19 protein-coding genes and 1 pseudogene are annotated in these 22,057 nt (G+C 67.5%); 10 read left to right on the forward strand and 10 right to left on the reverse strand.

Going from position 1 to position 22,057, the window contains the following annotated elements; translation table 11 throughout:
• Positions 1-119: 119 nt before the first annotated feature.
• The 5 genes from F1C58_RS10710 to F1C58_RS10730 all read left to right on the forward strand — a co-directional run bounded on the left by F1C58_RS10710 (position 120) and on the right by F1C58_RS10730 (position 3,952).
• Positions 120-359, forward strand: a complete 240-nt coding sequence (locus F1C58_RS10710) for a three-helix bundle dimerization domain-containing protein (protein ID WP_185201098.1) — start codon at positions 120-122, stop codon at positions 357-359.
• A 232-nt stretch (positions 360-591) separates the two neighbouring features.
• A complete protein-coding gene (locus F1C58_RS10715) occupies positions 592-819 on the forward strand; it encodes a three-helix bundle dimerization domain-containing protein (protein ID WP_185201099.1) in 228 nt (75 codons plus the stop codon).
• Positions 820-1,029: 210 nt separating this feature from the next.
• Entirely contained in the window at positions 1,030-2,511 is a 1,482-nt protein-coding gene (locus F1C58_RS10720; RefSeq protein WP_185201100.1) for a DHA2 family efflux MFS transporter permease subunit, read from the forward strand.
• A gap of 72 nt (positions 2,512-2,583) precedes the next feature.
• Complete coding sequence (locus F1C58_RS10725) at positions 2,584-2,898, forward strand: ATP-dependent DNA ligase (RefSeq protein ID WP_185201101.1); 315 nt, start codon at positions 2,584-2,586, stop codon at positions 2,896-2,898.
• Positions 2,899-2,986: 88 nt separating this feature from the next.
• Positions 2,987-3,952: a bacteriorhodopsin gene (locus F1C58_RS10730; RefSeq protein WP_185201102.1), complete on the forward strand. Its 966-nt coding sequence runs from the start codon at positions 2,987-2,989 to the stop codon at positions 3,950-3,952.
• A 290-nt stretch (positions 3,953-4,242) separates the two neighbouring features.
• On the opposite strand, the gene F1C58_RS10735 is transcribed toward F1C58_RS10730, so the two are convergent.
• The 6 genes from F1C58_RS10735 to F1C58_RS10760 form a co-directional block, all read right to left on the reverse strand.
• The gene (locus tag F1C58_RS10735; RefSeq protein ID WP_219731964.1) at positions 4,243-5,085 is read right to left on the reverse strand and encodes a patatin-like phospholipase family protein; all 843 of its coding nucleotides are present in this window, start codon (positions 5,083-5,085) and stop codon (positions 4,243-4,245) included.
• A 2-nt stretch (positions 5,086-5,087) separates the two neighbouring features.
• Positions 5,088-5,927 (reverse strand): aldo/keto reductase, encoded by an 840-nt coding sequence (locus F1C58_RS10740; RefSeq protein WP_185201103.1) that lies wholly within the window; start codon positions 5,925-5,927, stop codon positions 5,088-5,090.
• Between the two features lie 112 nt (positions 5,928-6,039).
• The gene (locus F1C58_RS10745; protein ID WP_185201104.1) at positions 6,040-7,071 is read right to left on the reverse strand and encodes an NADPH:quinone reductase; all 1,032 of its coding nucleotides are present in this window, start codon (positions 7,069-7,071) and stop codon (positions 6,040-6,042) included.
• Between the two features lie 131 nt (positions 7,072-7,202).
• Positions 7,203-7,982 (reverse strand): alpha/beta fold hydrolase, encoded by a 780-nt coding sequence (locus F1C58_RS10750; protein WP_185201105.1) that lies wholly within the window; start codon positions 7,980-7,982, stop codon positions 7,203-7,205.
• A gap of 63 nt (positions 7,983-8,045) precedes the next feature.
• Positions 8,046-9,362 (reverse strand): MATE family efflux transporter, encoded by a 1,317-nt coding sequence (locus F1C58_RS10755; RefSeq protein ID WP_185201106.1) that lies wholly within the window; start codon positions 9,360-9,362, stop codon positions 8,046-8,048.
• Between the two features lie 31 nt (positions 9,363-9,393).
• Positions 9,394-9,876 (reverse strand): SRPBCC family protein, encoded by a 483-nt coding sequence (locus F1C58_RS10760; protein ID WP_185201107.1) that lies wholly within the window; start codon positions 9,874-9,876, stop codon positions 9,394-9,396.
• A 205-nt stretch (positions 9,877-10,081) separates the two neighbouring features.
• On the opposite strand from F1C58_RS10760, the gene F1C58_RS10765 reads away from it, so the two are divergent.
• Positions 10,082-10,999: a hypothetical protein gene (locus tag F1C58_RS10765; RefSeq protein ID WP_185201108.1), complete on the forward strand. Its 918-nt coding sequence runs from the start codon at positions 10,082-10,084 to the stop codon at positions 10,997-10,999.
• Between the two features lie 18 nt (positions 11,000-11,017).
• Here F1C58_RS10765 and F1C58_RS10770 read toward each other — a convergent pair whose 3' ends face one another.
• The gene (locus F1C58_RS10770; RefSeq protein ID WP_185201109.1) at positions 11,018-11,953 is read right to left on the reverse strand and encodes an NADP-dependent oxidoreductase; all 936 of its coding nucleotides are present in this window, start codon (positions 11,951-11,953) and stop codon (positions 11,018-11,020) included.
• A gap of 145 nt (positions 11,954-12,098) precedes the next feature.
• The gene (locus tag F1C58_RS10775) at positions 12,099-13,613 is read right to left on the reverse strand and encodes an MFS transporter (RefSeq protein ID WP_185201110.1); all 1,515 of its coding nucleotides are present in this window, start codon (positions 13,611-13,613) and stop codon (positions 12,099-12,101) included.
• A 122-nt stretch (positions 13,614-13,735) separates the two neighbouring features.
• Between F1C58_RS10775 and F1C58_RS10780 the strand changes: the two genes are divergently transcribed.
• The 3 genes from F1C58_RS10780 (at position 13,736) to F1C58_RS10790 (ending at position 18,028) form a co-directional block, all read left to right on the forward strand.
• On the forward strand, positions 13,736-14,728 hold the full coding sequence (locus F1C58_RS10780; protein ID WP_185201111.1) for an NYN domain-containing protein: 993 nt from the start codon (positions 13,736-13,738) through the stop codon (positions 14,726-14,728).
• A 35-nt stretch (positions 14,729-14,763) separates the two neighbouring features.
• Positions 14,764-16,146 carry a serine hydrolase gene (locus F1C58_RS10785; RefSeq protein ID WP_185201112.1) on the forward strand — a complete coding sequence of 461 codons (1,383 nt, stop codon included), beginning with the start codon at positions 14,764-14,766 and terminating at the stop codon, positions 16,144-16,146.
• Between the two features lie 157 nt (positions 16,147-16,303).
• Complete coding sequence (locus F1C58_RS10790) at positions 16,304-18,028, forward strand: TIGR03767 family metallophosphoesterase (protein WP_185201113.1); 1,725 nt, start codon at positions 16,304-16,306, stop codon at positions 18,026-18,028.
• Between the two features lie 23 nt (positions 18,029-18,051).
• Here F1C58_RS10790 and F1C58_RS10795 read toward each other — a convergent pair whose 3' ends face one another.
• The gene (locus tag F1C58_RS10795; RefSeq protein WP_185201114.1) at positions 18,052-19,983 is read right to left on the reverse strand and encodes a prolyl oligopeptidase family serine peptidase; all 1,932 of its coding nucleotides are present in this window, start codon (positions 19,981-19,983) and stop codon (positions 18,052-18,054) included.
• A 75-nt stretch (positions 19,984-20,058) separates the two neighbouring features.
• Here F1C58_RS10795 and F1C58_RS10800 point away from each other — a divergent pair.
• Positions 20,059-21,439, forward strand: a pseudogene (locus tag F1C58_RS10800) (aspartate aminotransferase family protein).
• Positions 21,440-21,455: 16 nt separating this feature from the next.
• Here the strand turns inward: F1C58_RS10800 and F1C58_RS10805 are convergent.
• Positions 21,456-22,034, reverse strand: a complete 579-nt coding sequence (locus F1C58_RS10805; protein ID WP_185201115.1) for a DUF6611 family protein — start codon at positions 22,032-22,034, stop codon at positions 21,456-21,458.
• Positions 22,035-22,057 lie beyond the last annotated feature (23 nt).

The raw sequence follows: 22,057 nt of genomic DNA on the forward strand, positions 1-22,057 counted from the left end.
TCGATCACGCCACGGTAGGCGACCTGCGTGAACGCCGGTCGACCGGCGGGTTAAGACATCGCGCGGGTTCGCCGAGGGTGCGCATTGACGCGCCGTGCTGCACGGCGCACACTTGCGATATGCCCCCACTGTCTACGGATGCCGCTGTCGGAAAAATCGTCGACCGCCTTGTGCTCCGATTTCCGAGCACCCAGCGGGATCACATCGCGTCCACCGTCGCCGAGGAATACGCTGCCCTCTCCGGCAGCCGCATCACCACCTACATCCCGAACCTCGTGGAACACGGCGCACGATCGCGCTTGCAGCACGAGGTTCACCCCCTCCGCCCGGACCTCCGTCCGCTCGCGCCGGCCGCCTGACGCGCTCGCCTGACACCGCTCGCCTGACACCGCTCGCCTGACACAGCAGCCTGACACCGCCGCCTACTCCCGACAGCTCGAAGCTCCAGAGTCCCCATCGCCGGTCATCCGGAGGCCAGGCACCGGGATGCCGGCACCTGGTCCGCCAGCGCCAGCGAGGGTGAACAGCGAGCGAATGTCAGCTGAACGCTGCAGGTTGACGGCCCGGCTCTCCGGGCGCAACAATCGACCCATGGATCAGGTGCAGGAGGATCAGGGCATCGCCAAGGTCATCGACCGGTTGGTGGAACGTTTTCCGGCCCTCGGCCGCGCACGGGTCGAGCAGGTGGTCGCGAACACCCGCGCCATGCTCGACGGCAACCCGATCCGGGACTACGTTCCGGTGCTCGTCGAACGCTCCGCGAGAGACCAGCTCCGCCGCATCGAGGCCGGCGATCCGGCCCTGGCACTGATCCGCTGATCCCTTCTCAGACCTTTCCTCTTGTCGGGGGAATACTGCAGACTGTCAGAATGCTCTCCTAAAGTTCGCTCGGCTCGCTCTACCGGGTTTCGCAGCGTCCAGCATCCCCCTCCACTCAGCATCTCCCCTCAACTCCGGGCACCGCGGCCCTCTCGCTCCCCTCTGCGCCGCGACCCCACCCACGTCCACCCTCTTCCGACGGGAATCCCGATGACCAGCACCGTCTCCACCGAATCCGCCGCAGTCCACGACGAGCCTGCTTCCGCTCTCGGAGCCCGCAATCGCCTCGTGATCTTCCTGCTGTTGATCTCCGTGTTCGTCATGATCCTCAACGAGACGATCATGGGGGTCGCGCTTCCCACGCTCACCAAGGACCTCGGCATCACCCCGAGCGCTGCACAGTGGCTCACGGCGGCGTTCCTGCTCACGATGGCCGTCATCATCCCGATCACGGGCTTCCTGCTTCAGCGCTTTCACACCAGACCGCTCTTCATCGCGGCCATGGGGCTCTTCACACTCGGCACGCTGATCGCGGCGGTCGCTCCCGGTTTCGAAATCCTGCTCGTCGCCCGCATCGTGCAGGCGAGCGGAACCGCGATCATGTTCCCGCTGCTGATGACCACCGTGATGAGCCTGGTCCCCGCTGCCACCCGTGGCCAGATGATGGGCAACATCTCGATCGTCATCTCTGTCGCGCCGGCCATCGGACCCACGATCTCGGGCCTCATCCTCAGCGTGCTCGACTGGCGGTTCATGTTCATCCTGGTGCTGCCGATCGCGATCGCGGCCCTCATCGTCGGCGCGAGCCTCATCACCAATGTGACCGAACCGGCTGCCACCCGCATCGACCTTCTCTCGGTATTGCTCTCCGCCCTCGGTTTCGGCGGGCTGGTCTTCGGCCTCAGCAATCTCGGCACCGCGACCACCCCGCTCGAGACCTGGCTGCCGCTGGCCATCGGCGCTGCCGCGCTCGCCAGCTTCATCCTGCGCCAAGTGCGCCTTCAGCGGAGCAACCGTGCGCTGCTCGACCTTCGCACGTTCAAGACCCGCGACTTCACGTTCTCGATCGTGATGTTCGCGATCAGCATGATGGCCATGTTCGGCGCCATCGTGCTGTTGCCGTTCTATCTCGTCGGGGTGCTGCACGTGCCGGTGATCACCGTCGGCCTGCTCTTGCTTCCGGGAGGCCTCATCATGGGCCTCCTCGCCCCCATCGTCGGCCGCATCTACGATCGCGTCGGCCCGACCGTGCTGCTCATCGTTGGTTCCAGCATCGTGAGTGGCGACCTCTGGGCGATGAGGATGCTCGACGAGAACAGCTCTTTCCTCTGGGTGCTCGCGGCCCATGTCGCGCTGAGCATCGGCCTTGCGCTGCTCTTCACTCCCCTGTTCACCGCGAGTCTCGGCTCTCTCAAGCCGGAGTTGTACTCGCACGGCAGCGCCATCGTCGGCACCGTGCAACAGCTCGCCGGGGCGGCCGGAACCGCTCTCTTCGTGACGGTGATGTCCGCGCAGGCGGCCACGCTGATGGCAGCCGGCGCGTCCTCGGAGTCGGCGACCGCGTCCGGCATCCGCATCGCCTTCACCTATGGCGCCGTCATCTCGCTGTTCGCGATTCCCGCCGCTTTCTTCGTGCGCAAGCAGCGCACCGATGAAAGCTCCGGCGCCCCCGCGCAGCTCGCCTCGCACTGATCACCTGCGGCGCGAATGCGCCGAGATCCTCCGATACAGTACTCACAGAACCTCGAGGAGAATACGCGCAGCATGGGCAGTCTGGTGTACGGAAATTCCACCATCGAGGTGGCTTTCGACGATCGAGCGCTCATGCACCTGCAGATCGTGATCACCAACAAGCTCCGGCGCAACGAGAGCTTCATCTTCACCTGGGTGAATGCTCCCGAACTCGGCAGCGGCCGCAGCACCATCTGGCTCGATCCGAGCAGCACCATCTTCTACCGCTACTCCGGGAGCCGCATCCCGAGCATCAACCGCGAGTGGATCGAGGTGCTCATGCTCTCGGCCAATAGCGCGAGCGGCCTGTTCTTCACTCCCGAACCTCCGAGCGGAATGAGCTCATGACCCCGAGCGCGCCAACCGCCTCTCACTTTTCCCGCCCGATCGCAAGGCCCTCCCGAAGCGTCCTGACCGCGGCGCACACTGGAGAGTGATGATCCACGCAAGCACCGCGCCCTGGAACGCGACCCTCACCCAGCCGGAGTACCTGCTGTCGCTGTATTTCCTGGTGATCGCCGGCCTGGCACTGTTCGCGGGCTTCCTTCGCACCTGGACGACCCGCAACGAGGTGGGCTCGCGATATCGGGGTGCTGTCGTCGCACGCCTGAGCATCACCATCGTCGCCAGCCTCAGCTACGTGCTCATCGTCGTGGAGTTCTTGCGGGGGTACGACGTCACGGGCAACGGCTATCGCCCCAACGCCCAGGCGATCCTGGCGTTCGCGCCGCGCTTCATGGACTGGTCGATCACGGTGCCTCTCCTCACTGTCGAACTGCTCGCCGTCAGCACCCTCGTAGGCGCCACTGCACGCCGCACGCAGTGGCTTGCGGGGGGCGGCGCCTTCCTCATGATCTTCACCGGATTCCTCGGGACATTCATCATCGGAGGGGGTGAGGATACCGCTCAACTCCTGCTGTGGGGCGGGATCAGCGGGGTCTTCTGGATCTTCACCTCGGTCGTTCTCATCCGGTCGGTGCGGGTATCCGCCAGAGACCTCACCACCGAGGCGGCGCAGCTGCTTCGCCAGGCCACCGCCCTTCTGCTCGGCGGGTGGGCGATCTATCCGCTGGTCTTCCTCATCCACATCTTCGCCTTCGGTGGCGGCTGGACCACGACCATGCAGGTCGCGCTGTGCGCCACCGACGTCGTGGTGAAGATCGGATTCGGCGGTCTGGTTCATCGAATCGCGAAACTGCGGACCGCAGAAGATGTGCGGGCGGGCGATGACGTTCACCCCGAATCCATCTGGATCTCCTCCGTCAAACAGTCCGATGCCGGCGCGGCTCGCGAGGTCTATCTCTCCGAGGGGGCCATCATCCACCCCCGCCGAAGCCGCCCCCCGTCGAACTCCGCCGTTGCCGCGGTGCCGGATCCGGAAGTTCTCGATCTCGACGACTGAACCGGCGGTTCGGGGCCCACACTGCTCCGGGGAGGCGAAAAATCGCCTGTGACCTCACAGGCGCATTGGTCAGAGGTGCTGGCGGCGCCCACCCTCCACACGAGGGTCGCATTTCGATAAAGAAACGTGCGAGGTGCTGGCCAGATGAGCATGATAAGCCGCGTCCGTTCGCCCCGGCAACCGGTCGAGAAAGCGCCAGTTATTTCTTAAACTCACGGGCGCGGCGGCTTTTTCCATTGCGGATGATGGCTATTTTTTTGCGCCTCCATGCGGAATGAGGAGCGGCGAAACTAGCCGAGGAACGCCGCGATGTCCGCGGCGACACGTCTGCCCTGTTCTCTGCCCGCGAGCGCCGAGCCAGATGCCGTGGCGGGGTCGAGGGGGTTCGTGCCGAAGGCCACGAGCGAAGCCTCATCCGCGCCGATCACGTGCACCCTCGCGGGTGCGAGCGCGGCGAGTTCGTGAGCCGGAATAGCGAGGGGCACGTTCGCCTCGGCGAGAGGAGCGAGAATGAGCACCGGGTCCGAGCCCGCGGCGAGATCGGAGTTCGCGATAGTGCGTACTCCGCCGTCGGTGTAGCGCTGACCATCGATCTCGACCGTCGGCCAGATCCCGGGCACCGCACAACTCGCGGAGACGGCGTCGATCAGGTCGACACCGGAGTCCCGGTCGAAGACACGCAACTCGCCGGTCTCGGCATTCACCGCGGTCACCAGCAGGCGCCGCTCTGGCCAGTCTTGCGCGATCAGCCGGGCGCTGATGATGGCGCGTCGGTCACCGGACGGCACTGTAGCGGCATCCAGGGCGAACCGGCCGACCCGCCGACGCCCCTCCTCGGCGGAGGTGACCCCGTCGAGAAGGCGCGCGAGGGTCTCCTGGAATTCCTGCACATCGAAAGTCGCGCCCACCTCTGCGCTGTGCTGCTCCAACTGCTGATCGAACAGCGTGCGCAGAGAAACTCCCCCGGCGACCTGGGATGCCACGACGGAGCCAGCAGAGGTGCCTACGAAGGTGGAATCGGCGGCGAAGAGTCGTGCGGCTGCGGTGGGCTGCTGCTCCTCGATGCCGAAGAGCACGCCCACCTCCCACGCGATTCCCGCGATTCCGCCGCCCGCGAGAACGAGTGCTCCCACGATCAGGCCTTCGGCACGTAGTCGAAGGTGTCGGGGTCGGGACCGGTGCGCTCGTTGCGGTCCAGCTCGGTGATCGACTGGATGTCGTCATCCGACAGCTCGAAGTCGAAGAGCGCGAAGTTCTCCTCGACGCGGGAGCGGGTCACCGACTTGGGGAAGACGATGTCGCCGCGCTGGATGTGCCAGCGGAGGGTGACCTGCGCCGGAGTCTTGCCGACCTTTTCGGCGATCGAGACGATGACCTCGTCATCGAGCACCTTGCCCTGGGCGATGGGTGACCATGCCTCGGTCGCGATGCCGTGTGCCTCGTCGAAGGCGCGCAGGCTGTCCTGCACGAGGTAGGGGTGAACCTCGATCTGGTTCACGGCGGGCACGATGCTCGTCTCGTCGAAGAGTCGCTGCAGGTGTGCCTGCTGGAAATTGGAGACGCCGATCGCCTTCACGCGCCCCGACTCGTACATCTCCTGCATCGCCTTCCACGTCTCGACGAAGTCGCCGATCGTCGGCAGCGGCCAGTGGATGAGGAACAGGTCGAGGTAGTCGAACCCGAGGGCGTCGAGGGTGCCGTCGAAAGCGCTGAGTGCGGCATCCCGTGCGTGGAATCCGTTATTGAGCTTGCTGGTCACGAAGATCTCGGAGCGGTCGATGCCGGATGCCGCCACCGCTTCGCCGACCTGCTTCTCGCTGCCGTACATCTCCGCGGTGTCGATGTGACGGTAGCCTACCTCGAGGGCGTCGAGGGTTGCCTGCTTCGCGTCGTCCGGAGTTATCTGATAGGTGCCGAATCCGAGCTGCGGGATGACGACCCCGTTGTTCAGGGTGATGGTGGGAACGTGAGTCATTGTGCGTATCTCCTAGCGTTTCGTTGCATGTCCATTGGAGGCCAACATCGAGCGTGGCCCGAGTATGCCCAGCGATTACCCAGAAATCGAGCTTCCCGAGATCGGTGCGGGATCAGCTGCCGCTCGTGACATCGATGAGTACCTTGCCCACGGTGTCGGCCTCCACCGCAGCGTGGGCGAGGGCGGTGTCGGCGAGCGAGAAGCGGTGCAGCGGAAGCCCGGCATCGTCGCCGATGGGGAGCGCACCGTCGACGATGGCCGCGTTGATGTCCTCGGCGGCAGCATCGCGCACATCCTGCCCCTGCGTGTAGAGCAGCTGAAACTGGTAGCGCACGTTGAGCGTCATGAGCACCCGGATGTCGAGCACCAGCGGTTCGCCGGTGCTCGCGTAGACGGCGATCGAGCCGCGATTGCGGATCACCTTGCCGCCGAGCCCGGCATTCGCGTCGGGCGCGACCTCGACGATCAGGTCGACGCCGTCCGGCGCGAGTCGGCGGATCTCGAGGGCGGCGTCCGATTCGCGGTAGTTCACCACGTGGTGGGCGCCAGCCGCGCCGGCGAGCTCCGCTTTCGCCGGCGAGCTGATGGTCGTGACGACGGTGGCTCCGGCCCAGCGGGCGAGTTGGATGGCGGCGTGCCCGACGGCTCCGGCCCCGCCCGCGACCAGAACGGTCTTGCCCGAGAGTGCACCGGGCGACAGCCGGGATGGCCCGTCCTCGGCGACGGTGAGAGCACGATGCGCGGTCATGGCGGGCACGCCGAGGGCGGCACCGAGATCGAAGCTGGCGACATCCGGAAGCGGATAGACGCGGTCTTCCGGCAGCACGCAGAACTCCTGCGCTGTTCCACCACTGGCGCTCTGGAAGGCCGCGATCGCCGTCCAGACCCGGTCTCCCACGGCGAAACGGTGCACGCCGGCGCCGACAGCGTCGATGACCCCGGCACCGTCCTGGTTCGGCACGACCTCAGCGAAGTCAAGTGCCTCCCCCGGCTTCGATCCCCGTCGCGACTTCCAGTCCGTGGGGTTGACCCCGGAGACGACGATCCGGATCCGCACCTCCCCGGCTTCGGGATGAGGGAGCGCTCGCTCCACGAGCCGAAGGACAGAAGGGGCGCCGGTTTCGCTGTAGACGATCGCTTTCATGGTGTCTCCCACGCTACGCGCCCCAGGGTCCTCCCGGTATCACCCGGCCGTCCCTGTTCCACCGGCGCTACCGGGCGTCACCCCAGCACCTGGCGCAGCCGAGCCTTTGCGACGGCTAAGAGCTGAAGAACCTAAGAGCTGAAGAACTCGGAGAGGATCGGTGCGAGCACCGTCTGGTCGACCGCGTGGTTCTCGCCTTCGACGGTGAGCCGAGTGCCGCTGCCGACCGCGGACGCGATGCCCATCGCTGCTCGAGCGGCCCACTCCGGGCTGTTGCCACCATCCATCGCCAGCACGGGAACCCCGACGGCGGCGAGCCGACCCTCGGGAATCCGTCCGTCGCCCGTGAGCGCCATGTCGTGAGGGAGGGTGAGGGCCGTCGTGATCATGCCGCCCCACCAGGGCGCAGCGCTCATTCCGGCAACGGCGCCCGAGGGCATCCCGGTGATCTGGAGGAAGGCCCGAGCCGCCGCATCGTGATCCCCGGCGGCGATCGCCGCCGGGAATCCGAAGTCGTCTCCGGGTTCCGGGTGTTGCGGATCGAAGCTGTACGGCGGCTCGTAGACCGCGATGCTCGTCATCGGTACGCCAGCCATCGCCGCCTCGAGGGTGAGGATCGCCCCAGAGGAGTGCCCGTAGACCCCCGCGGCACCCCCCGCTGCCGCGACCACAGCGGCGAGATCCTCCACCTCCCGCGCCACGCTGTCGGTATCCTCGGCCGCCGAGCCGCTGTCTCCCCGTCCGCGCCGGTCGTAGCTGTAGACGGTGAACCGTTCCGAGAGCAGGGTCACGAGCGGATAGGGCGAGAGCCGAGTGTTGAATGCTCCGCCTACGACCACGAGGGCCGGCCCCCGGCCCACCCGGTCGAACGCGATGGTCGTGCCATCGGCGGATTCCGCGAACTCAGGCATTGGCGCTCCCTCGGCTGTTCTCCGGTGCAACACTCGCAGCAGCGACGGCGTCGAGTCAACCCTCTACGGGAGGGCGGGAGCGGGTCTGCCCAGCCAGGCAGTTCCCCTCACCCGCAGCCCGAGCGCCAGCGCCCGTGCCCCGATGTAACCGAGCCCGAATACGCACCACACCGCAAGCACACTGTGCTGCTGGCCGGCAAGCACGAGCAGCGGAAGGTAGACGGCCAGGGTGAGGATGCCGCTGAGCGCGAGGTACCGCCCGTCGCCCGCCCCGATCAAGACCCCGTCGAGCACGAAGACGAAACCCGCGAGTGGCACTCCCACGGCCATGACCAGAAGCACCGGCCACAGCGCCACAAGCACGCCGTCATCGCTCGTGAAGACCCGCCCGAGCACCGGTGACACGGCGGCGATCAGGGCTCCGATGAGCAGGCCGCAGAGCACCCCGAATCGCATCAGGCGGATTGCCACGATTTTCACCCGCTCGCGCTGGGCGGCTCCGAGGCCATGCCCGATCATCGCCTGCCCCGCGATCGCGAGCGAATCGAGCACGAAGGCGAGCACGGAGAACACGGCGAGCGCCACCTGAAGGGTCGCGAGCGCGGTGACTCCGACCAGGCTCGCCGCGAAGACGGTCGCGAGCATCGCCGCCCGCAGCGAGACGGTGCGCAGCAACAACCAGCCACCGGATGCCGCGGCGACGGACAGACCGGCCAATCCGGGCCTGAGCGGCGCCCCGGTCGCCCGGGCGGCTCGCACCACCGAGACGGCGAAGAGCACCGCCATTCCCCACTGGGCGACAACGGTGCCGGTGGCCGAACCGGCGATGCCCCAGCCGAGTCCGTAGATGAAGCAGGCGTTGAGAATGGCATTTGCCGCGAAGCCGAGGGTCACGATCACCAGCGGGGTGCGGGTGTCTTGAAGGCCGCGGAGCAGGCCGGTGGCAGCCAGCACGAACAGCATCGCGGGAAGCCCCCAGACCGAGATCCCGAGGTAGCGCAGAGCTTCGGCGGAGACCTGCGGGGAAACGCCGAAAGCCGAGACGACCGCCGGAGCGAAGAGCAGCCCCGCAACGAGAAGCACTGAGCCCACGGCGAGGGCGAGCCACGCACCATCCACTCCCGCTCGCACTGCAGCCCGGCGGTCCCCGGCTCCGAGCAGTCGTGCGACGGCGGGGGTCGTCGCGTAGGCGAGGAAGACGAGCAGGCCCACAGCGGTCTGCAGCACCACGCTCGCGATGCCGAGGGCGGCGAGGGGCACGCTGCCGAGATGCCCGACGAGCGCGGTGTCGACGAGAAGGAACAGTGGCTCCGCGACGAGCGCAGCGAGGGTGGGGAGAGCAAGACGCAGGATCTCGCGGTCGAGCGGGAGGACTCTCACCCCGCCAGCCTAGGGCCGGCGTGCGGAGCGGCTATCGGCGCGAGCGTTCGATCTCGGCGACGATACCCGGGAGCACGCGCGCCATGTACGGGCCCCAGAGGAACTTGATGATCGCCGCGAGCGGGATGCCGTATCCCGCCTTCGAATGGAAGGTGTAGCGCCACCGGATGAGAGTCCCGTTGGGAGCCTGGGTGAAGGTCCATTCCGCTCGGGCACTCTCCACCATCCCACCGAAGACCTTTTGGAAGTCGGTGAGGTTGTAGGCGAAGAATTCCAGCCGATCCACATTCGTCGTGTGCTCGATCACACTTCCACCGTCGGAGAGCATGAGCTGCCGGGTCTGGCCGACGCCATCCCAGTCACCGGTCTGGTCGCGCACCTCGACCACGGCGGGCAGCAGGCCGGCCCGCGGATAGAGGCCGACCGGCGTGTGCATCGTCGCGACGTCCCAGGTGTGATCGAGGGTGGCAGTAGCCAGAAGTTCAGTGACGGCGGTGGCGCTGCGTCCGGACATCGAATGCCTCTTTCTTGATCGTGTCAGATTGTTCGGAGCGAACAGCCTGTCGGTTTGTCTGGTGCGGGCTGACGCTGTTGCCACGCTACGGGACGAAGGCACGATCGCCCCGGCTGTTTAACGAGGAGGCGATAGCGCCCAGTCGCCCTTGGCTGCAAAGATATGGCAACCCGTACGCACTATCGCCCTCCGATGGAGCATTCCCATGACCGACCCGAAGTCTCGCCTGCCGTCACAGCCCGCAAAGCCCCCGCGGCGAGTGCCGGTCGGCGCGATACTCGGAGCGATTGCGAGCGTCGTCACCATCGCCGGCTTCGCCTTCTTCATCGTCGATCGGCTCGATGCCGCCACGCCGAACTCGGCGACGCCGCGACCGGCGGAGAGCAGCTCGTCACCGAGCCCCGCCCGGACGACGCCGATCCAGGAGCCGCTGCTGTCAGTGCACACGGGATACCCGGTGCAGAAGGCGATCGAGGCAGCCGGGAGCCCGATGTCCACCCGAGCGATCCCGGGAGCGCCCGAATGGAGTGAGCAACTCTTCGTTCGCGGAAGCTATGCCGCCACTGTCCTCGTGAGCCCGGACGACACCATCGCGCTGTACTCGGTGCTGGTGTGCGATCCCTCCCTCGCCCCGAGCTTCACCACTCCATCGCAAACGCGGGTCACGCTGATGGCCACGCCGATCTCCCGTGCCGAGCAGTCGACCTCCGGGGACGCGGCTCGGAACGATCGGCCGCTCTTCTACCTCGACGGAGGCACCGGCAGCAGCCTCGGCCAACTCATCGAGGTCTCCAGAGATCAGCCGCGCAGCGGCAACGGCAACCGCGGGTACCTCATCGGCATCAATCGCGCGTGCGGAGACACAGTTTTCCGCACCCCGGCCACTCCCGACAATCGCGAATATCGGGGAAGCGTCGGTGACGCGCCGGCAGACCTTCTCACGTTCCGGGAGCGGACTCCCGCAAATTTCTATGCCGAAGTCGCTGGAGACTTCTCCATCAATGAAGACGGAACAGTGGACATCCGCCCATCGGACAGCGGTGAAACGGTCGTGGGCGTGCTGGCGAGTCCGTTCATCCAGGATCTTCCCGAAGACTTCCTGGCCGGCGCCCGCATCCCGTGACCTCTCATCGACGACAGGCTAGGGGATGAGGGCGAGCTTGCCGCCCGGATGCCCGGCCGAGAGCAGCGTGAGGGCGTCGACCGCCTCGGAGAGCGGGAATGTCCTCGCCAGCGGCACCTCGAGCTTGCCCTCCCCGGCGAGTGCGATCAGCTCGGCGCGCACCGCGTCGCGATAGGCCGCGCTCGCCGGAATCGCCCCCATGATCACGCGGATGCCGGCCCCCTCCGCGCGCTGCATGGCGGCTATCGTGACGATCCGGCTGCGGTCCTCGACCAGCGCGAGGGAGACATCCACCGCCTCATCGGTGCCGACGTTGTCGAGAGCGGCGGCGATACCTTCGGGCGCTAGGTCGCGCACTCGCTGCTCGAGGCCCTCACCGTAGGCCACCGGGATCGCGCCGAATCGCTCGAGCACCGGGAAGCTGCTCTCACTCGCCGTGCCGATCACGCGAATCCCCTTCAGCACTGCCTGCTGGATGACGCTCACGCCCACCGCCCCGGACGCGCCGTGCACGAGCACGGTCTCCCCGGACACGACGCCGGTGACGTGAAGCATCTCCGACGCGGTGGTCGCCGCGAGAAGCAGGTTCGCCGCTTCCGGGAAGCCGAGCGACGGCGGTTTGGCGAACACGTCCTTCGCTGCGACGGTGATCGCCGAGGCATAGCCCCCCTGCACCCGGAAGGCGATCACCTCGTCACCGATCGCTCCGCCTCCGGAGGCGATCATCGTGTCCGCGCCCATCGCGGTGATGACTCCCGCGACCTCATAGCCGACCGCGATGGGAAGCAGACTGCGGTCGGTCCCCCTCGCGATGTGTTTGAAATCGGCCGGGTTCATCCCCGCGGCGCGAACCTGGATGGTGACCTCCCCCACCCGCGGCCGTGGCACGGCGACGGCCTCCTCGTGGAAGACCTCGAGTCCACCGAAGTCGGTGGCGATCCAGTGCATGTCCATGTGACTCCCTGCTCGTGAGATACCCCATTCACCGTACGCCCATCCGGCGAGCACGCGGCTGGACGAGCGCGCGGCCGGACGAGCACGCGGCTGGACGAGCACGGTGCTCTCGGATCGCCACCCTGGCCCCCAGTCTCCGGACCCGTCAGCCCTGCCCCGGTGTGTCGGCCGCGATTCGGCGACGGCGGGTCGCTCGCAGGTCGAGCAGGCCGAGGGCGAGGGCCGCGAGGGAGAACACGATGGCGGCCATGACCCCGGCCACGAAAGCGGTCGAGAAGTCCTGCGGATGCGCGGCAGGTGTGCCCGTCGCCGTGGAAGCCGCGCTGCCTGCGACGACCGCGAAGAACACCGCCCCGATGGCTGCCTGCCCGATCGCCGCACCGACGCGCTGGGAGGTCTGGAGAACGCCGCCGGCCGATCCTCCGATGCGCCTGTCGACATCGGCGAGGGAGAGGGTCTGGTTCGGCGTGATCACAGCGCCTCCTCCGACCCCGATGAGGAAGAGCGGAAAAGCCAGTCGCAGGATGATCGCGCCGGGATCCGTGAGCGCGGGAGCGGCCGCCACCACGATCGCGATCCAGACCGCCCCGATGATGAACAGGGTGACTCCGAGCACCACGAGCGGGCGCCCGATACGCGGCACCAGTCGGCCGGCGATGGGCGCGGATACCGCGGAACCCACGGCGAGCGAGGTCACGGCGAGCGCCGCCTGCAGCGGCTCGAAACCGATCCCCTGCTGCAGGTAGAGCGTCAGCACGAGGGGAAGGCCGGTGGAACCGCAGAAATACAACAGGATGAAGGTGACCCCGATCGTGAACGACGGCTGTCGGAAGAGTCGCAGATCGAGCAGCGGCGACGCCTCTGCCGAGGTGAGCCGAGCCTCTCGGCGGAGGAACAGCGCGGCGAAGGCGGCCCCCGGCAGGAGTAGCAAGAAGATCCACCCGGAGCGGAAGGTGCTGAATTCCACGATGGGGAAGAGCACGCAGAGGATGGCGATCCCGAGCAGGATGGCGCCGGGCACGTCGAGGCTCTGGCGCCGCGTCGACGAGGGCTTTCGTGCCTCCGTCACCCAGGCGAGGGCGAGCACGATGGCCGTGATCCCGATCGGCAGGTTGATGAAGAAGACGAGCCGCCAGCCGAACTCCGGTCCGCCGAGCGCGATGAGCAGACCTCCGACGACGGGGCCGAGGGCGGTGGCCACCGCGAGGGCCAGCCCGAGCCGCCCGAATGCACGGCCGCGCTCCGCCCGGGGGAAGGCGTTCTGGATGTATCCCGACACCTGGGGTCCGAGCACGCCCCCGAAGAGCCCCTGGATGACACGGGCCACGATGATGAACACGGGATCGGGGGACAGACCCACCGCAGCGCTCGAGACGACGAATCCGACCAGACCGACGATGAAGATTCGGCGACGGCCCCCGATGTCACCGAGTCGTCCACCGATGATCGGCATGAGGCCGAAGGCCAACACGTAGCCGGTGACGATCCACTGCAGCTCCGACGGGGTGGACCCGGTGGAGCGCCCGATCGACGGAAGGGCGACATTGGTGACGCTCACATCGAGCAGAGCGGCGAACTGGCCGAGCAGCAGCACCCAGAGCCCGCGCCAGCGACGGGGATCGGGGGACGTCTCGCTTTCCCCTACCCGTGCATCCGTCATCCCGTGCTCCCTCTCTCCCCCAGTAGATCAGAACACAGGGCGCGCGCGGACCGGCCGCGGGGCGGATGCTCACGTGACCTGTGGCCTGAGAGACTGGTGCGCACCGAACCGAGAGGCGCCGCATGCCTGAACCGACCGACACCCGAGTTGCCGTCTATATCGATTTCGACAACATCGTCGTCTCGAGATACAACCAGCTTCACGGAGCGCGCCGGTTCAGCACCGACGGCGCTCGCAACTTCGGACCAGACAGCGCCGCCGTCGCCGGCGCTGCCGGGGTCATCGGCACCAGGCTCCGGGAGGCCACCGTCGACTTCGGCGCGGTGCTCGACTACGCCTCGTCCTTCGGGCCGATCGTCATCAGCCGCGCCTATGCAGACTGGTCGGCGAAGGCGAACGCCAGCTACCAGAAGCAGCTCATCGACCGGGCCGTCGACCTCACCCAGCTCTTTCCCACCACGCAGGCGATGAAGAACGGCGCCGACATCCGCCTCGCCGTCGACGTGGTCGAAGACCTCTTTCGTCTCGACGATCTCACCCACGTGGTGATCGTCGCCGGGGACTCCGACTACATCGCCCTCGCGCAGCGGTGCAAGCGGCTCGGGCGCTACGTGGTGGGCATCGGCGTCGCCGGTGCGACCAGCCGGTCCCTCGTCGCCGCCTGCGATGAGTTCCAGGACTACGACGACCTGCCCGGCCTCGTGAGTCCCGGGGAGGACGACTCGGCCGCGCTGGTCGATCCGCCCGCGGAGGTCGCCGTGACGGCATCCGAACCTCCGCCGAAGACGCCGCGCAAACAGCCTGCCGCCGATCGGACCAAGGCTCCGGCGGCGGACGACGACGAGCCGATCAAGCTCTCCCCGCGCGCCGCCACGAACCTCATGATTCGGGCACTCCGGCTGGGGATCGCCAAGAGCGACAGCGAGTGGATGCCGAGCTCAGAGGTGAAGAAGCAGATGCGGCGCATGGACCCCGCATTCAGCGAGTCTGCCCTGGGCTACAAGACCTTCACCGACTTCGTGAAGTCGCGAAGCGGCCAGGTGGAGATGGACGACGGCGGGGCGAACAACTCTCGTCGCATCCGACTGAGGGCGGCAGCCTCGCCGACCGGCTGACCGCTTCGAGGGCGTACCGGCGGCAGAATGGTGCCATGACGCTCCCCCGCAGCACCCCGGAGGCCGAGGGCCTGTCCTCGTCCGCGATCCTCGACTTCATCCGCGCCGCCGATACCGGCCTCGACAGCCTGCACAGCATGATGATCGTGCGGCACGGTCGGGTGATCGCGGAGGGGTGGTGGGCACCCTATGCGGCGGGGCACCCCCACATGATGTTCTCGGTGAGCAAGAGCTTCACTGCAACGGCCGTCGGGCTCGCGATCAACGAAGGCCTCCTCACCCTCGACGACCGTGTCGTCGACCTGCTGCCCGAGGATCTTCCGGCCGAGATCGACGCCCGCCTCGCGGCCCTGACCGTGCGCCACCTGCTCACGATGACGACCGGGCATGCCGTCGACACCGTCTCGCTCGCAGACAGCACCCACGGCGACAACTGGGCCCGCGCGATCCTCGCCCAGCCGCTCGAGTTCGAGCCGGGCACGCACTACCTGTACAACAGCGGCGCGACCCATGTGCTCTCGGCGATCGTGCAGCGCCTCACCGCCCAGCGCCTGCTCGACTACCTCGGTCCACGTCTGTTCGAGCCGCTCGGGATCACGGATGCCACCTGGGAGAGTTCCCCGCAGGGCATCGACGCCGGAGGGTGGGGGCTCAGCATCACGACCGAACAGCTCGCGACCTTCGGCCAGCTCCTCCTGCAGCGGGGGCAGTGGAACGGCAGCCAACTCGTGCCGGCCGAGTGGATCGACGAGGCCACCTCCCTTCAGGTGGTCACCGCTGCGGCCGACCATGATCTCGACGGCCGCCAGGGCTACGGCTTCCAGTTCTGGCGCAACCGGCTCGCAGGCTATCGTGCCGACGGGGCCTTCGGCCAGTTCTGCATCGTGCTGCCGGAGCAGGATGCGGTCGTGGTGCTCACCTCCGCGCTTCCGGTCGCGCAGCTCGCGCTCGACCTCGTGTGGGAGCACCTGCTCCCTGCTTTCGGCAACTCGGCGCTTCCGCCCGTGGAGAGCCCGCTTACGGCGCTGCTCGCCGGCCTCAGCCTCCCGACCATTGCCGGCGACGCGACGGCCGCGATGGCGGAGCAGGTCTACGGAGTGCGCTTCACTTTCGAGCACCCGGCGATCTCGGCGGTGACGGTGGAGCCTGGGCGGATCATGGTCGACGAGAACGGCGCGATCACCGAGCTCGCTTTCGAACACGGCCGGTGGTCGGCTTCCGCCGATTCTCGGGTGAGTGCCAGCGGCGCCTGGGTCTCCCCCGACACCCTCGTCGTGCGGGCCCATGATGTCGTGACGCCGTATTCGCGCACAGTGACTCTGACCTTCGCGAACGACACCGTGACCCTCGATATCGCACAGAACGTGGCCTTCGGCGACCTGCCACACACCCACGCGGTGTCGCTGCCGCGCCGCTGAGCCGGGCAGCTCGGTCGGCGGGCAACCCGCCAGTTGACCTGATGTTCAGGCGACACTGTCGCGCAATTTACTGTCTGTCCAACTCGCCTCGCGAAGGTGGTCTCGCTACGGAGCAACGCTCCGGAGCGAGGCTCCTCCTTCCGCGAAAGAGGTCGCAGTGCCAGACGTCACCCGTCGCTCACTCCTGCTCTCCGGGGCCGGTGGGCTCGCGCTCCTCTCACTCGGTGGCCTCTCGGCACAAGCCGAGGGTCGCATCACCCGCCTGACCGATTCCCGGGCTTTCACCACGGCGGGTACGACACTCGAACAGACGGCGAGCGCTTCCGCGACCAGCGGATATCGTCGCCTGGTCGCGGGGCCGGGCTTTGCGCTGGTCGTGCGAGAGGAACTCGCGGCCTCACGGCGCGGGCGGGATGACCGCCGCTCGGCGCTGGCCTCGATCGTGCATCTCACCGACCTGCACATCATCGATGCCCAGTCGCCGATGCGCTTCGAGTTCATGGCAGAGTCCTGCCCGTCCTTCTTCCGCCCTCAGGAGGCCCTCGGAACCCACGCGGCAGCACAGCTCATTACGCGGATCAACCAGCTCGCGACAGGACCATTCAGCGGCCGGGCGTTCGACTGTGTCGTCTCGACCGGCGACAACTCCGACAACAACGAAGAGCTCGAGATGCAGTGGTTCCTTAGGGTGATGAGCGGCGGGGCGATCGTGGCGAATTCCGGTGCCGAGACCGAGTGGGAGGGCGTGCAGCACTCGGGCGATCCGCTCTACTACAACCCGGAACTCGCCGTGATGGACCGCTACAAGAAGGCCGGATTCCCGCGCATCGAGGGGTTCTTCGACCGGGTGATCCGCGAGCACGACAGCGACGGGGTGAAGACGCCGTGGTACTCGGTGTTCGGCAACCACGACGACTCGATCGGCGGCACGATCCCCGCGAACTGGACGCCGCTCGAGGAGCTCTACACCGGCCCCACCAAGTTCACCGGTTTCACGACGGAGGCCGCCAACGCGACGCTGGCCGCGGGCCTCACCGGAGACCGGTCCGCACGTCTCGGTCGAGAGGTGCGAGCAGAGCGACGCTGGGAGGTGACTGCCGACCACCGGCGCAAGCCATTCTCGCCGCGGGGGTTCATGGCCGCCCATCTCGACCCATCAGCGACCGGTGCCGGTCCGGTCGGACACGGTTTCACGCCGAAGGCGGCGGACGAGGGCATCGCGTATTACAGCTTCGAGATCTCGCCCGGAGTCACCGGCATCGCCCTCGATTCGACCCATCATGGTGGATGGACCCGCGGGTCGGTGGGACACGCCCAGTTCCTCTGGCTGGAGAGGATGCTGCGCTCGGGAAGCAGCACCTCCTACGACGAGAGCGGCGCGAGGGTGATGCGCCAAGCCGATGACCGCCTTTTCGTGCTGTTCAGCCATCACACCAGTAGGTCCATGGACAACCTCGCGCGGGATCCGGCCGACCCCGACGAGAAGAGGCACCCCGGGGGCGAGATCGTCGCCCTCCTGCAGCGCTATCCGAATGTCCTCGCCTGGGTGAACGGTCACTCCCACACCAACGCGATCACGCCGCACCCAGGGCCGTCCCCCGAACGCGGCTTCTGGGAGATCAACACCGCGTCCCATATCGAGTTCCCCCAGCAGGCGCGGATCATCGATGTCTGCGACAACCAGGACGGAACGCTCTCGCTGTTCACGACGCTGATCGAGTCGGCGGCGCCGTACCAGAGCTCCTACGGGGATGGCGACCAGGCCGCCCTCGCTTCGCTGTATCGCGAATTCTCCCTCAACGATCTCCACTACACCGGGGCACACGAGGGGCTGCCGAAAGACCACAACACCGAGTTGCTGTTGCCCCATCCGCTTCACTGACGGAGCTCCTCCGAAGGCTCGCCCTACGAGAGCGTGAGCCGCGGCACATCCGGCGGGTCGAAGCCCAACACCTGGCCGTAGAAAGAGAGTTCGCTCTCGGTGGCGTCGATGATCGTCTCCGCCCGCCGGAACCCGTGGGATTCACCCTCGTAGGCCAGGTAGGCGTGCGGCAGCCCCTTCGCCGCGAGCGCATCACGAAACAGCTCGGACTGGGCCGGGGGCACGATCTCGTCGTCGAGCCCCTGCAGCAGCAGCACCGGTGTTGTCAGGTCGTTGACGTGGGTGATGGGCGATCGTTCCGTATAGAGGGCGGATGCCTCGGGCAACGGGCCCACCAGGCCGTCGGTGTAGCGGGACTCGAAGTCGTGGGTCTCGGCGGCGAGCGTGGCGAGGTCGGAGACGCCGTAGTACGAGGCTCCCGCCGCGAAGACGGCAGATCGGGTGAGCGCCGCGAGCACCGTGAAGCCACCGGCGGACCCCCCGCGGATCGCGACGCGGGCGGCATCGGCGAGACCGGCATCCGCGATTCCGCGCACCGCGGCGATGACATCTTCCACGTCGACGACGCCCCACTGGCCTCGAAGCCGGTTGCGGTATTCGCGCCCGTAGCCCGAGGATCCGCCGTAGTTCACGTCGATGATGCCGATCCCGCGGCTGGTGAAGTAGCTGTAGATGGGCGAGTATCCGCCGGAGCTGTGCCCGGTGGGACCGCCATGGACGACCGCGATATAGGGGGGCTTCTCCCCGGCCGGAGCGTCGTAGTCGTCGTTGCGCGGCGGGTAGACGAAACTGTGGACATCGCGCGCACCGTGGAAGGTCCGCGCCTCTGCGATCGGCACGTATGCCGCATCCGGCATGCTATCGACGTCGCGGCGCACATCGGTGAGCGTGCCATCGTCGAGATCGAGCATGCGGAGCCCTCCGCAGAGAGCCGAGCTACCTCCGGTGAGCAGCACCCGGCTGCCGTTACGGGCACCGAGTCGGATACCGGTCAATGGCAGATCGACGGTGCGCGCGGTGCCATCGACGGGGTCGACGATCACGAGACCGTCCGCTCCGAGAGTGCGAACCGCGAGAATCCTCCCATCATCGAGCGGGTCGTAGAAGCGGTTGCCGAGTTGCCAGAGCGGGCCGCCGAAGTCGGCGTCCTCCCGATGGAGTGTGGCAACCTCGCCGTGAACGGTCACCGAGTAGAGATTCCACCAGCCACTCCGGTCGCTCACTATCGAGAGCGTCGCATCGTCGATCCACTCCGGTTGCAGCACGCTCTCGGTGACCGAACCCGCGAGGGTCTCGACTCTTCCGCTCTCCAGTTCGGTCACGCGGAGTTCTGTGCCGTCCCACGGCATCTGGGGATGTTCCCATCCGATCCAGGCGAGCCTCGCACCGTCAGGCGAGAACCGCGGGAACGCGAGAAAGTGCGACCCGGAGGCCAGCGAACGGATGCCCGGGTCTTCGACCGCCGCTGTACTGTCGAATGACGCTGTGCTGTCGACCGCCCCCGTGCCATCGAGCTGCACGGCCACGATGTCCCGGGTGACCGCGCCGTCCGCGTGGATCTCGCGGACGGCGATCACCTCCGACCCCCGAATACTGATGTCGCCGAAGCGGAAGCCGCGGCCCGCGGGCGTGAGCGGCACGGGAATCGAGCCACCGTCGTCCAGCCGGTACAACCGCTGGTCGCTGAATTCGACGAAGACGAGCGCCCGATCCGCGGTCACGGCCCAGGCGCCTCCCCCGTACTCGTGCACGCGGCTGCGGGCATTCCAGGGGCCGGGCAGCACGTCGCCCCCGGCATTCGCCACGACGTAGCGACCGCCCTCCTCAGGTCGCCCCTCGCACCACCACGGCTGGTCACCGACCCAGCATCCGCCCTGCACCGGATGCCCACCCGCGGCGATGTCGCGGGCAGAGATCGGAGAGCGCCAGGTTCCGTAGGGAGAGATGGTGGTCATCGTCTCATTCTGCCCGCTGGAGGGTGGGGGAATTCCACCCTTCCGCGATCGATCCGGCGGGTCTAGCCTCATACCGTGACGGCCGACCCGGATGCCTACAGAGAGCCCCTCGAGCGCGCCCATGCCCATGCCAGGGAATGGCTCGAATCCATCCCCACCCGACCGGTACCTCCGCGGCTGACGGCCGATCAGGTGGCTGCGAACCTGGCCCGGCCCCTCGCCGAGCACGGTCGAGATGCAGCCGAGGTCGTCGATTCACTCTCCGCGATAGTCGAGCCCGGCCTGATGGCAGTGCCCTCCGGTCGATTCTTCGGTTGGGTCATGGGCGGCACGCTCCCCTCGGCGATGGCGGCCGACTGGCTCGTGAGCGCCTGGGACCAGAACGCCGGGATGCGCTTCGCCACCCCGGGTGTGGCCGCGATCGAGGAGGCAGCCGGTGCCGAGCTCCTCGACCTGCTCGGACTCCCGGCCGGGTCGGATGTCGGATTCACGACCGGGGGCACCACGGCAAATTTCGTGGGAATCGCCGCCGGGCGCCAGCACGTGCTCGACCGCGTCGGCTGGAATCTCTCGGAGGACGGGCTGAGCGGCGCACCGCGGATCGCCGTCTTCGCCGGACGTGAGCGACACGCCTCGGTCGATCTCGCCCTGCGCTACCTCGGCCTCGGACTGCCGATCGAGGTGGATGCCGACCGCGAGGGACGCATCATCCCCGCGGCTCTCGCCGAAGCGATGCGCGACGTCGACGGGCCGGCGATCCTCTGCCTTCAGGCCGGCAACCTGCACTCCGGCGCCTTCGACCCGATGCGCGAGACGATCGAGATCGCGCATCACCATGGTGCGTGGGTACACGTGGACGGCGCCTTCGGACTGTGGGCTGCGGCGAGTCCGCTCTATCGCACGCACCTCGACGGTCTCGAAACTGCTGATTCCTGGGCGACGGATGCGCACAAGACTCTCAATGTGCCCTACGACTGTGGAATCGCGGCCGTCGCCCATCCGGAAGCGGTGAGATCGGCCTTCGCTGTGCACACCAGCTATCTCATCAATGCCACCGAGGGTCCGGGCGACCCCTTCGACAAGGTGCCGGAGCTGTCTCGCCGGGCGCGGGGGGGTTCCGGTGTGGGCCGCCCTGCAGGAGCTCGGACGCGCGGGGGTGATTGCGCTCGTCGAGCGTCTCGCCGCGAACGCCCGCGCTCTCGCCGAGGGCCTCTCGTCTCTCCCCGGTGTCGAGGTGCTCAATGATGTCGTCTTCACGCAGGTGAGCCTCGCCTTCGGGGATGACGAGAACACCCGCCGGGTCACCAAGAACCTCATCGCCGATGGTGCGGTCTGGATGAGCGGATCGCGGTGGCAGGACCGCGACATCCTGCGGATCTCGGTGAGCAACTGGTCGACGGATGACGCGGACCTGGCCATCGCGATCGACGCGGTGCGACGGGCGATGGCCGGCTAGCGCCGGAGCGGACCGTCTACAGGGAGAGCGTGCCCCACGCGCGACTGCCCCGGGAGGCGCGATCGTCGAGAGCGCCGTAGACCGCTGACCAGCCCGCCTCGAACTGCACCGGGGTGAGTCGGCCGGCGCGGTATTCGGCATCCAGTTGCTCCAGGCGCTCGAGACTGCGACGAAACAGCTCGGGCTGGCCGACGAGCCGGGTCTCCCCCGCCAGACAGGTCACGATCGCCGACACGACGCGGAGTTCGCCGCGCAGACGGCGAGCGAGGGTACGGGTGATGAGCAGGCCGGCCGCATAGACGACCCCGAGCATCAGAAGGGGGGCGAAGGATCGAAGATCGGCGAGCGCGACAGCGCCGATGAGCGCGACGGCGAATCCCCAACCGCTCCACGACTGTGAAAGGGCGAGAGTGCGTCGTTCCGAATCGTTGGTGCCGGGTGGGAAGACGGTGAGTCGATAGCGACCCCACCCCCTGCGATGCACGTCGGCGAGATTCGGGAGCTCGACCCGGCCCCATTCGTGATGGCTATCCAGGGGGATCCGCGTGACGCTTCTCGATGACAGGGACTTCTTCGCCCGGGACTCTGTTGACACAGCCACAGGTCTACGCCCGCATC

This window comes from Glaciihabitans sp. INWT7 (assembly GCF_014217685.1).
Taxonomy (GTDB): domain Bacteria; phylum Actinomycetota; class Actinomycetes; order Actinomycetales; family Microbacteriaceae; genus Lacisediminihabitans.

Coding starts and splice junctions, on each gene's coding strand:
- F1C58_RS10710 (WP_185201098.1), top strand. CDS start 120: ATGCCCCCACTGTCTACGGATGCCGCTGTCGGAAAAATCGTCGACCGC.
- F1C58_RS10715 (WP_185201099.1), top strand. CDS start 592: ATGGATCAGGTGCAGGAGGATCAGGGCATCGCCAAGGTCATCGACCGG.
- F1C58_RS10720 (WP_185201100.1), top strand. CDS start 1,030: ATGACCAGCACCGTCTCCACCGAATCCGCCGCAGTCCACGACGAGCCT.
- F1C58_RS10725 (WP_185201101.1), top strand. CDS start 2,584: ATGGGCAGTCTGGTGTACGGAAATTCCACCATCGAGGTGGCTTTCGAC.
- F1C58_RS10730 (WP_185201102.1), top strand. CDS start 2,987: ATGATCCACGCAAGCACCGCGCCCTGGAACGCGACCCTCACCCAGCCG.
- F1C58_RS10740 (WP_185201103.1), bottom strand. CDS start 5,927: ATGACTCACGTTCCCACCATCACCCTGAACAACGGGGTCGTCATCCCG.
- F1C58_RS10745 (WP_185201104.1), bottom strand. CDS start 7,071: ATGAAAGCGATCGTCTACAGCGAAACCGGCGCCCCTTCTGTCCTTCGG.
- F1C58_RS10750 (WP_185201105.1), bottom strand. CDS start 7,982: ATGCCTGAGTTCGCGGAATCCGCCGATGGCACGACCATCGCGTTCGAC.
- F1C58_RS10760 (WP_185201107.1), bottom strand. CDS start 9,876: ATGTCCGGACGCAGCGCCACCGCCGTCACTGAACTTCTGGCTACTGCC.
- F1C58_RS10765 (WP_185201108.1), top strand. CDS start 10,082: ATGACCGACCCGAAGTCTCGCCTGCCGTCACAGCCCGCAAAGCCCCCG.
- F1C58_RS10770 (WP_185201109.1), bottom strand. CDS start 11,953: ATGGACATGCACTGGATCGCCACCGACTTCGGTGGACTCGAGGTCTTC.
- F1C58_RS10775 (WP_185201110.1), bottom strand. CDS start 13,613: ATGACGGATGCACGGGTAGGGGAAAGCGAGACGTCCCCCGATCCCCGT.
- F1C58_RS10780 (WP_185201111.1), top strand. CDS start 13,736: ATGCCTGAACCGACCGACACCCGAGTTGCCGTCTATATCGATTTCGAC.
- F1C58_RS10785 (WP_185201112.1), top strand. CDS start 14,764: ATGACGCTCCCCCGCAGCACCCCGGAGGCCGAGGGCCTGTCCTCGTCC.
- F1C58_RS10795 (WP_185201114.1), bottom strand. CDS start 19,983: ATGACCACCATCTCTCCCTACGGAACCTGGCGCTCTCCGATCTCTGCC.